Annotated in this window: 15 protein-coding genes; 9 read left to right on the top strand and 6 right to left on the bottom strand. The window is 57.9% G+C overall.

The window, feature by feature from the left end:
• Window positions 1-55: 55 nt before the first annotated feature.
• On the bottom strand, window positions 56-1,963 hold the full coding sequence (locus ACST81_RS24955) for a HAMP domain-containing methyl-accepting chemotaxis protein (protein ID WP_269703678.1): 1,908 nt from the start codon (window positions 1,961-1,963) through the stop codon (window positions 56-58).
• Window positions 1,964-2,218: 255 nt separating this feature from the next.
• Here ACST81_RS24955 and ACST81_RS24950 point away from each other — a divergent pair, with 255 nt between their 5' ends.
• A complete protein-coding gene (locus ACST81_RS24950) occupies window positions 2,219-2,728 on the top strand; it encodes a hypothetical protein (protein WP_077472602.1) in 510 nt (169 codons plus the stop codon).
• Between the two features lie 309 nt (window positions 2,729-3,037).
• Here ACST81_RS24950 and scpB read toward each other — a convergent pair whose 3' ends face one another.
• The gene (scpB, locus tag ACST81_RS24945) at window positions 3,038-3,736 is read right to left on the bottom strand and encodes an SMC-Scp complex subunit ScpB (protein WP_077472601.1); all 699 of its coding nucleotides are present in this window, start codon (window positions 3,734-3,736) and stop codon (window positions 3,038-3,040) included.
• 2 nt (window positions 3,737-3,738) lie between these two features.
• On the bottom strand, window positions 3,739-4,692 hold the full coding sequence (locus ACST81_RS24940) for a DUF1403 family protein (RefSeq protein ID WP_077472600.1): 954 nt from the start codon (window positions 4,690-4,692) through the stop codon (window positions 3,739-3,741).
• A gap of 123 nt (window positions 4,693-4,815) precedes the next feature.
• On the opposite strand from ACST81_RS24940, the gene ACST81_RS24935 reads away from it, so the two are divergent.
• The 8 genes from ACST81_RS24935 (at window position 4,816) to ACST81_RS24900 (ending at window position 10,658) form a co-directional block, all read left to right on the top strand.
• Complete coding sequence (locus ACST81_RS24935) at window positions 4,816-5,949, top strand: site-specific integrase (RefSeq protein WP_077472599.1); 1,134 nt, start codon at window positions 4,816-4,818, stop codon at window positions 5,947-5,949.
• Window positions 5,950-6,299: 350 nt separating this feature from the next.
• Window positions 6,300-6,590 (top strand): type II toxin-antitoxin system Phd/YefM family antitoxin, encoded by a 291-nt coding sequence (locus ACST81_RS24930; RefSeq protein WP_142843345.1) that lies wholly within the window; start codon window positions 6,300-6,302, stop codon window positions 6,588-6,590.
• Window positions 6,587-6,964, top strand: a complete 378-nt coding sequence (locus ACST81_RS24925) for a type II toxin-antitoxin system VapC family toxin (RefSeq protein WP_142843344.1) — start codon at window positions 6,587-6,589, stop codon at window positions 6,962-6,964. Before ACST81_RS24930 ends, ACST81_RS24925 begins: the two co-directional genes overlap by 4 nt.
• A 12-nt stretch (window positions 6,965-6,976) precedes the next feature.
• Complete coding sequence (locus tag ACST81_RS24920) at window positions 6,977-7,225, top strand: type II toxin-antitoxin system Phd/YefM family antitoxin (RefSeq protein WP_142843343.1); 249 nt, start codon at window positions 6,977-6,979, stop codon at window positions 7,223-7,225.
• A 42-nt stretch (window positions 7,226-7,267) separates the two neighbouring features.
• The gene (locus tag ACST81_RS24915; RefSeq protein WP_142843342.1) at window positions 7,268-7,555 is read left to right on the top strand and encodes a DUF7673 family protein; all 288 of its coding nucleotides are present in this window, start codon (window positions 7,268-7,270) and stop codon (window positions 7,553-7,555) included.
• A complete protein-coding gene (locus ACST81_RS24910) occupies window positions 7,555-8,712 on the top strand; it encodes a site-specific integrase (RefSeq protein WP_142913679.1) in 1,158 nt (385 codons plus the stop codon). The genes ACST81_RS24915 and ACST81_RS24910 overlap by 1 nt, the downstream gene beginning before the upstream one ends.
• A 121-nt stretch (window positions 8,713-8,833) precedes the next feature.
• Entirely contained in the window at window positions 8,834-9,964 is a 1,131-nt protein-coding gene (locus ACST81_RS24905; RefSeq protein ID WP_142843341.1) for an AAA family ATPase, read from the top strand.
• Between the two features lie 4 nt (window positions 9,965-9,968).
• Window positions 9,969-10,658 (top strand): HNH endonuclease, encoded by a 690-nt coding sequence (locus ACST81_RS24900; RefSeq protein WP_237681480.1) that lies wholly within the window; start codon window positions 9,969-9,971, stop codon window positions 10,656-10,658.
• A gap of 676 nt (window positions 10,659-11,334) precedes the next feature.
• Here ACST81_RS24900 and repC read toward each other — a convergent pair.
• From repC to repA, 3 genes are all read right to left on the bottom strand, one after another.
• Window positions 11,335-12,549 (bottom strand): plasmid replication protein RepC, encoded by a 1,215-nt coding sequence (gene repC / locus ACST81_RS24895; RefSeq protein ID WP_142843340.1) that lies wholly within the window; start codon window positions 12,547-12,549, stop codon window positions 11,335-11,337.
• 155 nt (window positions 12,550-12,704) lie between these two features.
• The gene (repB, locus tag ACST81_RS24890; RefSeq protein WP_064334703.1) at window positions 12,705-13,727 is read right to left on the bottom strand and encodes a plasmid partitioning protein RepB; all 1,023 of its coding nucleotides are present in this window, start codon (window positions 13,725-13,727) and stop codon (window positions 12,705-12,707) included.
• The gene (gene repA, locus ACST81_RS24885; protein ID WP_064334742.1) at window positions 13,724-14,938 is read right to left on the bottom strand and encodes a plasmid partitioning protein RepA; all 1,215 of its coding nucleotides are present in this window, start codon (window positions 14,936-14,938) and stop codon (window positions 13,724-13,726) included. Before repA ends, repB begins: the two co-directional genes overlap by 4 nt.

Genomic DNA, 14,938 nt, shown 5'->3' with positions numbered 1-14,938 from the left:
AGATTAGGCGGAAGCTGCGTCAATAGAGTGGGGATACAGGTATCAGTTCAGATTTTTAAAACTCTTCCCAGCTATCGACCTTCGCAGCGGTGTTGCCACGCACGGCGTTAGAAACGCGTGCCATCAGACGTCTTGCCGGAGACGGCGCAGACGCTCTATCCATTTCTCTGCGAGGACCGGTGGCTGCATGGGTTGAACCAATCTCGAAACTGGCGATCAGTTGGAATAGTGCCTCCGCTTCCCTGGCCAGCGAATGGCTTGCCGCCGTCGATTCCTCGACCATGGCGGCATTCTGCTGAGTGCCCTGGTCCATGGTGTTGACGGCAGTGTTGATTTCCCGCAGTCCCGTCGCCTGCTCCTTAGCGCCTTCGACAATCGCCGTGACATTGGTGCTGACACCCTGAACTTGCGCGACGATCTGTTCCAGAGCTTTGCCGGTTTCCGTCACCAGTTCGACGCCATTCTTGACCTGTACTCCCGATTTGCCAATCAGCGCCTTGATCTCTTTTGCAGCTTTTGCAGAACGCTGCGCGAGTTCGCGCACTTCCTGTGCAACGACGGCAAAGCCTTTGCCCGCCTCGCCCGCCCTGGCGGCTTCTACGCCGGCATTCAGTGCAAGTAGATTGGTCTGGAAGGCGATCTCGTCGATGACACCGATGATGTTGGAAATCTCATTCGACGAAGTCTCGATCTCGTGCATCGCGGTGACAGCTCTGCTGACCACCGCACCTGAGTGCTCCGCCGATTGGCGCGTCTGCTGGACCATGTTGCCGGCCTCTTCGGCACGCCTGCTTGAGTCGGTGACCGTCGTCGTGATCTGCTCCAGTGCCGCTGCTGTTTGCTCGACCGATGCTGCCTGTTGTTCCGTCCGCTTCGAGAGATCGTCGGCCGCCGCACGGATCTGATTGGACCCGGCTGCAATTGCCTGGGCATTCTGGCCGACGCGCCGCATGGCGTCTTCGAGCTTTGCGACGGCATCATTGAAGTCGAGACGGACCTGATCAAGCCGGTCTGCAAAGGTTTCGGTAATCCTGTAGTTCAACTTGCCTTCAGAGAGACGGCCTAGCGCACTGCCGATGCTATCGACTGCAAAGCGAACTTCCGACGCCTCCTGTGCCTGCAGGCGTTCACGGTCAGCACGCTCCTGCTCGGAAAGCGAACGGTTGGCTGCGGCTTCCTGTTCAAGCCGAACCCTATCACGTGCGTTATCGCGGAAAACACCGACCGTGGACGCCATGGTACCAATTTCGTCAGAGCGTCCTTCGCCATAAATGGTGACGTCGAGATTGCCCTTTGCTAGGGCGTCCATCGCGCCAGTAATGGCGTTTACAGGACGGATAACGCCGGCAATGACAGTCCAGATCGAAAAGGTGGAAACGGCGGCAGCCATTGCTATCAGCGCTATCATCAAGGTTGTCAGCATAGACTTCAGGGCATTGCCTTCCGCCAGCTTTTCCTTGGCAACACGGATCTGTACCTCGACTAGCTTGGCTATATCTCCACCCAGAGGATCGATTGCCGGATAAAGTTCTTTGTCTGCGAAGCTGGCGAGCGCAGAAGCATCTTTCGACGTGAGGATACCGAGAAGCTTTTGGACGTGGACGTCTGCCTTCCGGCGCGCTTCTTCGAAGTGATCGGCAAGCTCCTTTTCTTCACTTGTCAGGGTGGTACCTGTGTACGCCTTCCAATGATCGTTCACATCAGTCAGTGCGGACTGAACATTCGCTGTCCCCTGCATCGGCGACAGGACCCCGGAACGGGTCTTGTGAACGGTATCGACAATGTTGACCGCATAGCGATCACCGATGATTTTCAAATGTTCCATCGGTTCGACGCGATCAACCACGATGGAGTCAGCAATTTTCGCTTCTTCTTCCATCGCGTAGAAGGAAAAGGCAGCAATCATCATAATTGTAGCGGTGAGCACCGAGATGCAGGCAAGCAGTTTCACACGGATAGTCATTACATCCTCAACCAGGCAATAGAGACGCACGTCTCTGGATAATTCGGCAACTGTTCGGGGCTGTCTGGCAGAATGATGCTTCGCTGAGGATCCCCATCCTCAACTCGCCGAGGATTGGACAATCATGGGCGCACCCGTTAAATCTAGGGTCAATCTGTTTATGAATTATAAATAACTTGATAGAATAGCCTAAAAATTAGCCATCGCGAGTAAATATCCGCCATTCAAGTTAAAGTTGAAGCCGAAAGATGAGCTATGCGCAAACATGCCGGACTAGCATTATTGGGTTTGAGCATAGCCACCACGGCCATAGCGGCGGACGGAGCAAAAGCACCAGGAGTGTCGGTCAATCCCAACGAGCCGGCTTGCCTGAAGGTGCCTGCGGCCGATATGGAGCAGTTCGTTGGCGCTCCGGCACGTGTCCGGGAAACGAACAACGGTCTTTGTTCCTGGGAGGGCAGCAGATCGGGTACTTATGTAAAGGTCATGTATTTCAAGGGCGAAAGCCTTGGTATCCCCGCTGGAGCGGAGCGGGCTTATTTCGATCAGGGTATCGAAATCATGAAGGCCGAAAACAAGCCGGGGGAACTCGTGGAGATTCCTGCGTTAGGAGATAGTGCCTGGGGGTTGAAGATCACCGAAAATCCTATGAATTTTTACTCGGTGTACACGTTCAAGGGCAAAGACAGCATCACCATCATGTCCAATGGCGTCGGTTACGACGCGACCGTCAAGATTGCGCAGCTTGCGGCGTCGCGTATGTGAGATCTCTTTATTCGACTATCGGTCGGTTGATGGCGGTGGAACTCTGTATTAATACTGACGGCGCCGATCAAGCTGCGTCACGAAACAACGTGGCGATCAGAATGTTGTGGACGGGTTTGCCCGTAGACTAGGGATAACCGGCGGCAAGCCGCAACCGACCAATTGCCTACATGTCACAGTCATCTGGACAGCTTAACAACACAACAGTGTGTTACCGACACCACGTCACCCATGACAGCTCAGCTCCGAACGGATGCTCTCAGTGTCAAGTTAAGTGCAGCGGAGAATTAAGTATCTACAGCCGGCTTGTTAATCGTCATCGTCACCGTAGCCAATATCGGCTTTTGCATCATTACCAGCCTTTGCCACAGTTCGCCTGCTCAGAAGCCCTGCATCCTCCAGTGCCTCGATATTTGGAAGATCACGAAGAGTTTCAAATCCGAATACGGACAAAAACAGTTTTGTTGTTACATATGTATACGGCGCACCGGGTGTCGGGCTCCTAGGCCCCGAAACGATAAAGCCGGCATCCCGCAGCCCGGCGATCGTGTCACGGCTAATCTCTCTGCCAAAAATCTCCGACAGCTCTGCCCGGGTGGCGGGTTGAAAGTATCCGATGGCAGTCACGACCATCGCCTCGGTTTCAGAAAGCGACGCCGCTATGGACTGTGTCGGGGCGGTCGAGACGCGGATAGTCTCGGCGAACCGCGGTCGGGTGCGGTGCTGCCATCCGCCAGCCACCGACACCAGCTCGTAGGGACGGTCCTGCAACTCCTCGACAAGATCGTCAATCACCAGGTCGATGCTGCAGTCTGAACCAACCACCCGCGCAAGAAACTCACGGCTCACCGGCTCAGTTGAGGCAAAAATAACCGCTTCAACCCGCAGCATCCACTCCCGCCAGCGCAGCTCAGGCGGCAGATCCTCCAACTCGCGATCATACAGGACGTCTTGCTGCCGATTTCGTGATGGTCGCCTTACGGATTTGGCTGCTGGAGACTTGCTCATTGTCACAACCCAAATATTCGGAATGACGGACGACCTGATAGCTCGTGGACCGCGTCAAAACTCTCCAATCGATCGAACAGACGAGTGGCTGCCCAGCGTGACAGATGACTACCCGGCGCAGATGCCGAAACAGCGTCCTCGCTGAGGAGCTTTTGAATAACCGCATTGGCCCCCTTGGTCCGCACCTTCGGCGCTGCAGCTATCAACCGTGCCGCGCGGCGATCAATGTCGGTACCCGAACGTAACGCCGCCTCCACGCCCGCGACCACTGCCAGGCAGATCGCCCTCGAATAAGCAGGCTCGCCCGGCCGCACACGTCCTCTACCGCCGATCGTGCGGAATGCAGGCCCAAAACGCTCGGGCAGCAGCAGCGGCACAGGTTTGGGCCATTTCAGTTTTTGCGCCAACACCATATCGGCGAGACCCAACGCCAGAACTTCCGCATCGGCACGGGCGGTGCAAATTGTTGCTATCAGATCCGCCGCGACGAAAGGCGGCGCGCGTGCGGACTGGATCGCGAAATCGACCTCATCCGGGATCGAAGCAAGGGCGTCATCCCATCGAAGCTGCAAAAGATCGGCAAGTTCCTTCACGACAAGTGACCCAATCGGGCCGGAACGGCGCACAAGCAATCGTGTGGCGAGAAATATCTTTCCGGCAGGACCTGGATCGTCACCTGCACCAGTGAGCAATACCGCATCGCGAATGGCACTTTCTTCCTCAGCGCGACCAACCATTTTTGCCGCAACCTCAGCCGATTTCAGGGCGAGGCGGTCGCGCCAGCAGCCGAGCCATGGCAGGTCTGCTCGGATCAAATCATCTATTGATTTCAGAGCGATACCGGCAGCAAAGGCAGCGCTTGCTTCATCCGTTTCCCGACGGCGGGCCAGCGCCCAACCGGGCAGGCTGGGCAACCAAACATGAGGGGTCGATAGTGCGGGCGTCGGAAAATCCATGCAGGGATCATAACCGGACTGTGCGGTTTAGGCCAGATAATTGATTTAAAACGCACAGCATGTCGGCATAATATTATGTCCGATAATCTTGCATTATCGGACGTCTTGCTCTTTATATAGAGAATGGCCCAAATCATCGAGCAGAACACCGAAATTGACGTCGAGGAGACCTCAGCGCCGTCTCTCAGCACAGCCTCGGGCGGCGATGTTTCCGCGCCAGAGGTGTCAGGTGAAAGTCCCCTCCCCTCCCTCGCTGCTCAGGATCAGACGCCCGCCCATCTTGCAAGCCTTGCTGATCGCGCCCGGGGTTATGTTGAAGCGGCCAGTTCCGCAAATACGCGCAAGGCTTATGCCTCCGACTGGAAGCATTTTGCTGCTTGGTGCCGGCGGTCCAATCTTGCTCCGCTCCCTCCGAATCCACAAACCGTCGGGCTATACATCACAGCCTGTGCTTCCGGCACGGTTGACCGAAGCACCAAGGCCAACTCTGTCTCGACCATTGAGCGACGCCTCTCCTCCCTCAGTTGGAACTATGCCCAGCGCGGTCTCTCGCTCGATCGCAAAGACAGGCATATCGCAACCGTAATGGCCGGCATACGCAACAGCCACGCCAAGCCACCTGTCCAAAAGGAAGCGGTCATGGCTGAGGATATCATAGCCATGGTCGAGACGCTCGATCGCGGCTCCCTGCGCGGCCTGCGCGATCGGGCAATGTTGCTCATCGGCTTTGCTGGCGGCCTTCGGCGCTCCGAGATCGTCGGCCTCGACCTGAAGGCCGACCAGACTGAGGACGGTCGCGGTTGGATCGAGATCCTCGACAAGGGCATGCTTATTACGCTGCGCGGCAAAACCGGATGGCGAGAAGTCGAGGTCGGTCGCGGCTCGGCCGATACGACCTGCCCGGTCGCCGCAATCGAGACCTGGATCAAGTTCGCCAAGCTGGCTCATGGCCCTCTGTTTCGCCGTGTGACAGGGCAAGGGAAGGCAGTCGGGTCAGAGCGGCTGAACGACAAGGAAGTCGCTCGGCTTGTGAAAAGGTCCGCGATGGCCGCAGGCGTTCGAGGGGATCTCAGCGAACTTGAACGCGCCTTCAAGTTTTCAGGCCATTCCCTTCGCGCGGGCTTGGCCTCTTCCGCTGAAGTCGACGAGCGTTACGTCCAGAAACAGCTCGGTCATGCGTCGGCAGAGATGACCCGCAGATATCAGCGGCGGCGGGATCGCTTCCGCGTGAATCTGACCAAGGCATCAGGGCTTTAGGTGAGCCCTCCCCTACTCCGGAGTGAAATCGTAAGGGGATATTTCGGTGCCGAATTTCTCGCTTAGCGCTTCGATTGAAATCGGAAGCTAAAAGCCACAGCCGGCGTCGAAAGCCGGCTGCATCAGGGCACTCATGCTGATTTTCGTGAGATCGTAAGCCATTGAATTTATGGTAAATGATTTGCTAAAGGAACTCTATTTAAATATTACGGTTCGCCACATGGTATGATTATCGGTTGGCATTCTAACCATCGATAAGTAACCCTTATCAAAAGTGATGCGTACAGCCTGCTTGTACGCCTTGCCAATTGAGCTATAATAGCGGTCATCTCAGCTTTCGGAGGCCGTCCATGCCGCAGTCGACCTACAAGATCAGCGAGGCGCGCAAGAATTTCGCCGAGGTGCTCGAACGCGCCAATCAGGGCGAGGAAATCATCATCATGCGCGGCAACGAAATCTATGCCCGGATCGGCCCCGCCGATGGCGGCAAGCGACCGTTTGGCCTGTTGCGTCATCGCCAACTTCCCGACGACCTGTTCGACGACGTCGATGCCGAACAGGCGGCGATCGACGCCGGCGACTTCACCGAAGAAACCGGCATCTGGCAGGGCGAGTCCAGCGATCCTAAGAACCGCTCATGAAAGTGCTGCTCGACAGCCATGCCGTCTACTGGTGGACGATCGGCAGCGATCGGCTCTCGGCGACCGCCCGTTCGCTGATCGAGGACAAGGCCAACACGATCCTCGTCAGCGCCGTCTCCTTCTACGAACTCGACAACAAGATGCGGCTGAAGAAGCTCGACCTGAAACCGCAGGAACTGCGCGCCGCGGTGACCGCCAGCGGCCTGCAGACTCTTGCCATCAGCGATCTGCATGCCGAACTCGCCGCTGCCTTCGATTGGGAGCATCGCGACCCCTGGGACCGGATTCTGGCGGCCCAGGCGCGGCTCGAGCATTGCGCTTTCGTCTCCACCGATCTGGTATTCGATGCAGTGCTGCACGAACGTGTCTGGTAGAGGACGTTGAACATGAAACTCCTGGTTGAGATTGACGAGGCCTCGGCACGGCTCGAGGAATTGATTGACCTGGCGGCAGGTCAGGATGAGATCCTGATCTGCCGCCACAGGCGGCCGATTGCTGCGCTGACATCGATTGCCGCCGGGGAAGGGACGATGGACGAGGTCCTGAGGCTGGCTGCCGAGGGACGCGCCACCGTGCCCGCTGATGCGACCTCCAACCACGATGATCTCCATGACGACCACGGCCTGCCCCGATGAACGTCGTCAATCGCTGCACTCACGGACGAGGAAGAGGGTGCCATGGATGACCGGGTGAGATTTGCGCTCGAAAAGCTCCTGAACGTCGCCCACGAGGACACCGGCCAAGGCCGGCGCGTCGCCAACTTCCTGCTTGCCTGGTGGAACGCCGACGTGCATGGCGGTTTCGATCTCACCGATCTTGCCAATGTCGATCCGCACATTGGTGCGGACATGGCGACGATCTTCACCTTTCTCGCCCGCGAGGAGGACATCGTCTACCCGTATGACTACCGGAGCGAGATCGAGCAGATCATCGCGCGGTGGCGGCCACAGAAGGAGCAGGCCTAATGGTCGCGCGGCCGGGTCAGCCGGCGGTGCCGCCGGCGGTCGAGCGCCGCGCAGAACAGCTCGATACGATCGCCGCGGTGCTGCCGATCGACCGGCGCGACAAGCTCGCCGAGTTATTGACCGACCAGGATGTCGAGACACTGCGGCATCTCGTCAACGAAGGCATGGGCGAAAACACGCTGCGCGCGCTGACCTCCGATCTTGCCTATCTGGAAGCCTGGTCGTTAGCCGCAACCGGATCTCCCCTGCCCTGGCCGGCGCCGGAGGCGCTGCTGCTGAAATTCGTGGTGCATCATCTTTGGAATCCGCGCCAGCGCGAGACCGATCCCGAGCACGGCATGCCGGCCGACGTCGAGCACGCGTTGCGGGATGGCGGCTTCCTCAGGTCCACCGGCCCGCATGCGCCGGACACGGTGCGGCGGCGGCTCGCGAACTGGTCGACGCTAACGAGATGGCGCGGCGCTCAAGGTGCTTTCGCCTCCCCTGCCCTGAAGTCGGCCGTTCGCCTCGCCGTCCGTGCCGTGCCGCGACAACGCCTTCGTAAGAGCGCCAAGGCGGTGACCGGCGACGTGCTGGCGAAGCTGCTGGCAACCTGCGGCGAACACAGTCTCCGCGATCTGCGCGATCGGGCGATCCTCATGGTCGCCTTCGCATCCGGCGGTCGTCGCCGCAGCGAAGTCGCCGGCCTCCGAAGAGAACAATTGACGATCGAAGCCCCGGTTGAGGCTGAGGATGGAAGCCTCCTCCCCTCTTTGTCGATTCACCTCGGTCGGACCAAGACCTCCGGCGCCGATCAGGACGAAGTCGTCTATTTGACCGGCCGACCGGTAGTCGCCCTGAACGCCTGGCTGGCGGCCGGCAAAATCGAAAGTGGCAGCGTGTTTCGGGCGATCGACCGCTGGGGCAATGTCAGCCGCCGGGCGCTCGATCCGAAGGCCGTCAACGACATCGTCAAGCAGCGGGTAAGGATGGCCGGGCTGGAGCCGGCGGAGTTTTCGGCGCACGGGCTGCGATCCGGGTACCTCACGGAGGCTGCGAACCGAGGCATTCCCCTACCCGAAGCGATGGAGCAGTCGCGGCATCGATCGGTCCAGCAGGCGTCGAGCTACTATAACAGTGCGGTACGGCGAAGTGGCAAGGCCGCCCGGATGCTCTGAAGACCGCGCTGGACGAAATTGAAGAGGATGGCGGATAGGGTATTCATCGGAGGGCTTGATTCGGATCCTCTACGTAGCGTAGCCCTTCCTCACACTCGAAACGTGCCGTCCAGGACATCAAATGGCCTCCTCAAACTTGCAACGGCTTGGACTGGCGAACCAAAGGCCCGTCGCTGAGAAGGTTGCCATCCTCGTCGGACCCAACGGCTCCGGCAAAAGCCGCTTTCTTCGCGAACTCGCGATCCAGATCCGTGGTGATCGGGATCTGGCAATCATTTCCAACACCGCCCATGATCGCTTTTCCGGCTTGCGTGGATTGAAGCGCATCACGGCCGGCAGAGGCAGCAGGTCTCCAAAGAGCATCGTCAAGCGCGCGATCGGAAGGACCATCGACCAACCGGACTCACGATTTTACCAGATCGGCGCGATCCTCGAATACTGCGGTTATCGGCCACGGTTCGGGTTCCTCGTCGATTCGGACCCGTACACGGCATATCTAGACCCAGCAGATTTCCTGTTCGATCCAAACGACTACGACGCAGTCGTCGCATTCTTGCGTCGGCATAACCCTGCCGAAATTCTCTGGATTCACCAAGGGGAATCGGCGTTGTCGTTTTCATTGGGTCGAGAATTCGGAGCTATCCTCCGAAGCGAGGATAGCCTTCGACGGCTTGGACGCATTCGCGGAATCCAGGTCTTTCTCGAAAGGCACGATGGCGAAGTCATTGAGCTACTGAATGCCAGTTCGGGTGAACTCGCACTGATTTCCTCCCTCGTGTTCTTGATCAGCTCCATCGGCCAGGAACCGGTTATCCTGATTGACGAGCCAGAGAACAGCCTACATCCCCGCTGGCAGCGGGAGTATCTCGAGAAGATCGTCGCGGCAGTCTTTTACCGCAACGCCACGATCGTCGTCGCGACCCACGCGCCTTTGATCGTCGTTGGTGCTCTTGGAGCCTTGCCCGATATTGTCTCTGTGTTTCAAGTTCAAGATGGCGAACCGTCCGTACTCGATCTGCAGGAGGCCAAGGACTCAGCAGCGAACGTGGAAGGCGTCCTTTGGCGCGCTTTTGATGTGATCACGCCAGCAAGCCATTTCGTGAGCGAGGAGATGGTAGGTGTCGTTGCGCGGGTAGAACGCGGTGAAATTACCCGCGACAGCGCGATTGCGCTCGTCAACGATATGGCGATCAAGAGCTTCGACGAAAAACAGCGGAAGTTTTTCAAAGCGGTTGAAGACTTGATGGAGTAGGTCGATGCACAGCGGCGCGGGGACAACAAGAGCGATGGTTGACCGCTATTTGCCGGCGCTTGACGATTTTCAGCTGAGTGTGGAGGAAGCTGCGGCGGTCGGGAAGGCCTTGGAAATAGAGAAGCCCTGGGACTGGAAGTCCGAGGACCAGAACGAACTGCAGGCGCTCAAAAGCGCGAAGGACAAGATCCTCGCCTATCACCTCGCGCGCCATGGCGGAAATTGCTGTTATTGCCGCCTGAACCTAAATGGTGCGGGCCCGTACATGACCGATCGCGAGCACATCCTTCCCAAGGGAAAGCCGGTCTACAAACCATTCAGCTATGCGATCTGGAATCTCGCGGCCGCGTGCAAGCGGTGCAACATGCAGTTCAAGCGTAGCGGAGACGGCTTTGTCGTAGACGCGGACGATTCAACCAAGTTTCAAGACAGCAATAACTATCGCTTTGTGCACCCAAATTTCGACGCCTACAGCGAGCACCTGATACGGCTCGAAGCGCAGGTTGACACCAAGAACATCGTTGTGTTCGTGAAGACGGCCGGGAGTGAGAAGGCAATCTACACCCATGACTTCTTCGCCTTGCATGAACTGCAGGTCGATAGTTTCGACAAAGCGCAGGGTCTTGAAGGGGAAAGCCCCGAGACGGACCTTGCTGCCAAGGTTCGTAGGCTTGCCAAGCAATTCGATCAGTAGCGGAATTTGGGTTGCATGGACCGCTTCACGTGGCTGGCTTTTCGCGGAAGTACGTGATCCGCGGATCATGAGATAAGAAACTCTCTTTCCAGAATCACGTTCGAAAAACGATTGTTTTTCAGTTGTTTAAGGCTGTGGTCAGCTGACCACTAAAAAAGATGCCCTCGGCGCCCTGTGCCCTGAGGGGCACGGCTGTGAGGCTGACTTCTTCAGGAAGCATCATCACCGCCCCCCATACCGCTGTCATCGCTGAAGGCGAAAGGGGCGCCATCGTCGCCTGGCAAGGGCAGATGGATCTACGAAACCTTTCAACAGCGGCGCCCTATTGGAGCGGCGCAGCCATCCCTGAACTCGGCCCAAGAGGTCGCGGACAGCCGCATGCGTTCCACCGCCGATCTCCGGCCAGATCGCACCGCCGGGTGCGCCGTCGAGCCCTTCCCGGCGCCGTGGTCCTCTCAATCCGCTGCTTCCAATTGGGCGCGCCGCCCCCTGTTCTCAACACAGCACACGCGTCCCACAGCCCCCAACCCAGAGAGCTGGAACGACCCTGCCCCCATAACATACGTTCATTTTCAGCTGCTTAGGACTGTGGTCAGCTGACCACCAAGAAAATTGCCCAGATGCTTTCTTGGCCGCTCCACCCGCATCTAATTTTCGAGTTCGGGCTCATTGAAACCTACCCAGCTTGCAAACTCCCCTGCCCGTTGGCCCTCAACAACGCCATTATCATAGGACCAAGCGAAAACTCTCCTCGTTCCGTGCGCCTTGTCAGATCCCGCAGATAGCCGCCAGCCGAGTTGATGAAGTTTGCGCGCTCCAGGATGCAAGCGACAGCCGCGGCCGCATTTTCCGGCCCCATGGCATCGCAGGCTTCCTGATAGGCCGAGGGGCTCACCTTCAGCATCGATCGAACGACTACCGCCGCTGACATCAAGTCTCGCCAGTTTCCGATTGCGCCACCCGGCCCGTAGTCCGATATCGTCGGGCATGCCTTCAACACCACACCCAACGGGAACGCCTTAAGCGGCTCGCTCTTCGGCCGGCGGATTTCGCTCGGCTTCGCTCCCTGCTCTTTTCGAGAGCTAGGTTCAAGTTCACGGATGGATTCGGGATTTGAATTCTGTATGTGCTGCTCATTGTGAGCATCATTGGTGCTATTATTTTCGGAATTTTCGTGAAATTCCAGCCGATTGACTATCTCCTCGCGCAGCATCTCCATTTCTTCAAGGATCGTCGTTACATCGGTGAGCGTCGGAGCGCGCGGGATTCTGCCCACAAGCGCTACATAGATGTCCTCGATCGCTTTCCAGTCGCCTTCGGCGCCTTCCTCCATCGCGGCCGTAATTAGCTTGCGGACATCGCGTCGGCAGATCGTCAGGCTCTCCTTGGCCTTCCTGAACGCCGCTCTGTTGGCCATCACCTGCTGCGCCTTCATCGCCAACTCTTCGGACCGTGCCAAGAGCGGCGACAGATCGAAACCGAAGGCGCTCTCGATGCGTCCCTCGCCGTCCTTACGGGCGTAGCGCTTTCCATTGGCGCTATCCTTGCGGACGATTAGGCCTGCTTCCACCAGGATGGCGATATGTCTGCGCAAAGTCGCGCCCGCCATCGCATGCGCTCGTAAAGCAAGCTGAGCATTCGAGGGGAAGACAATCAGTTGGGCGTCTTGGCGCAACTCATTCTCAGGATAAAAGCTCAAAAGCGCGTCAAGAACCGCGAGGCTATTGGACTGAATCCCGAGTAGTTCCATGGCGGCGGAGGCGTCTCTGAAGACTTTCCACTTATCCGCTGCCTTGCCTTGTTTGATATCGGCCGAAGCCGACTGGCGCCGCACGAGCGCAAGCGTCATCGGCCGCCGCCCGAATGGCGTCGTCACACTTCCTGTCTGCATCGTCTTTCACCTTTCAGCAGGCAAAAGAAATCAGCTCACCAAAACGGCGCCAAAGACTCTTGACGAAGATTCGAGGAAATGCGATTCTGTTCGTGCTAAAGAGACAGAAGGGCTTCCACGACGGCAACGTTGAGGGGGCTCTTTTCTTTTGCGGGTTAGTCTCCCTGTTTCTGTGGATGCTTTGCACGGTGTGCCTGATAAAGCGCCGGCAAATGTTCGAGTACGAAGGCGGCAAAGTCTGGCGTGGCTTTCCTGTCGATCGTAATCTCCAGCTTGCTCTTGCTCTGTGTCACCTGCGCAAGTCTGTCGCCATCGGGGGTCGACATGACGTCCGGAAGCCCGCGCGCGATGCGACGCGGCTTGAGATGGCCTATCAGCGCCTTGAAGCGGTCTGCCGATGGCAGCGTCTGCACCTCTGCTGAGGCCGCAAATTTGATCGCGTCCGACGGCGAAGCTGCCTTCTCGACCAGTTCTGCCAGTTGTTGCCAGCTGGGTCGTCCAACTCCTGGAGCGGCCCCAATGGCATCGATCAGTTCGGAGGGGAGGGCGTCGACAAGAAGGAGCATCTTCGACAGATTGCTTTTATCGATCGACATTGCGGCAATGACGATCTCTCGCGAGAACTGCTTATTCAGTCGATGCGCGAAGCGCGCCTTTTCGATGAAGGTGAGATCCTCACGCTCATTGTTCTCCTGGCCCTGCGCGACGACGAGTTGCTCGTCCGTCAGGTCACGAACGATTGCCTTTACAGGAAGGCCAAGATCTAGAACCGCGCGCAGTCGGCGGTGGCCAAAGGCCACCTGATATCGGCCTGGCTGGTCGGGATGAGGTCTCACCAGGATCGGGACCTGCTGCCCTTGCTCGCGGATTGAATCAAGGAGTCCGTCGATGTCCCCCTGCATGCGATCCCGCACAAAGGAGGGCTCGATGGACGAAGCGTCCAGTTCCACCACGGCGTGGCCCTCAGCAAGCCGCCGCTCAATCTCCTCCGCGCGGCCAAGTCGATCGTTCTGCTCGCGTAGCGCGTTGCCAATGTTTGCGGTCAGCTTCGTTGACGGGTCGCGCTCCTTTCTCACCACCCCGAGAAGCGGCATGGAGCGGCTCTTTGCCGTCCGGCTCTCTGCTGCGGGCGTTTCGGGTGCGTCTGTCGAGACCCCGAGGATGTGCTTGCGGCTCATGTCGGTCTACCCCATGCTTTTTTAATCAGGCCTTCGATTTCGTCGTTGACCGCGTTCATGGCTTCCAAGGCTCGATCATAGGTCGAGCGCGTGAACTGGCTGCGCTCGACTTCGAAAAGGGTTTGGTTGGTCAGGCCGGCGTCCGAAACCGCTGTCGTCTTAAGCATCGGGAAATTGAGAACATTTTCACCAAAGATCGACCGAAGATAACCTACCATCTGGTTTTGCGGTCCATCGCTTGGTTCGAAACGCGTTATCAGGTAGCGCATCCAATTGAACTTGAACTCGGCCCCGGCGTTCTCAATTTCGCGTAGCAGGTTCGATGTCATGGCCAGGAACTGGTTCATGGACATCACGTCCAGCATCTGCGGATGCACAGTGACCAAGATGGAGGTTGCCGCCGTCAATGCCGACAGCGTGAGGTAGCCTAGCTGGGGAGGACAATCGATAACGACAACGTCATAGTTATCCGCGATGTCTTCGATGACTTGACTGATCCGACCGTAGAAGAGCGTATCGCCTTCCTTTCGCTTCATCAGCGCACGCGGCGTGTCGTGCTCGAATTCCATCAGTTCGAGATTACCGGGGATGAGGTGGAGATCGGGAATATAGGTCCCTCGGACCACTTGCTCGACCGGTACCTGCTCCTCATCGTACCTGATGGCGCCGTAGAGAGTTTCGTTCGGACCCACGTCTGTTTCTGGCTGACTACCGAAGAGGGCGGAAAGGCTTGCCTGAGGATCGAGATCGATTGCCAGAATCCGGTACCCGCGCATGGCCAGATACTGTGCGAGATGCGCGGCGGTGGTCGTCTTACCCGACCCGCCTTTAAAATTCATCACTGAAATAACCTGAAGCTGCTCACCGTCTCGGCGATGCGGCAGGTAGCGTCTGTTCCCGCGGCCGACCTGGTCCATGTGCTTGCGGATTGCATGGATGTCTTCGATCGAGAAAGTCCGCCGACCACCTGGGCTCATGGTCAAGTTCAGCTCTGGCATTTCCGAAGCAGTCTGCCTTAAATAAGACTCACCGACGCCAAGCAGCTTGGACGCCTCGGATGGCGCAAATGTTCGAATTCCCTTCTCGGAGGTCGGAGGGAAGACCTTGAGATGATGTGCTTGAAGTTGGCTGGAGAGGGCGTCTGCATGACGCTCCATCAATGCGGTCAACCCTTCAAATACGGGCGCTGTTTTCGCGGCGGTCTTCGCCAT

Source organism: Pararhizobium sp. O133, from assembly GCF_051669845.1.
Taxonomy (GTDB): Bacteria; Pseudomonadota; Alphaproteobacteria; order Rhizobiales; family Rhizobiaceae; genus Pararhizobium.
Note: the sequence above shows the minus strand (reverse complement) of the source record. Positions and strands in the feature narration are given on the sequence as shown.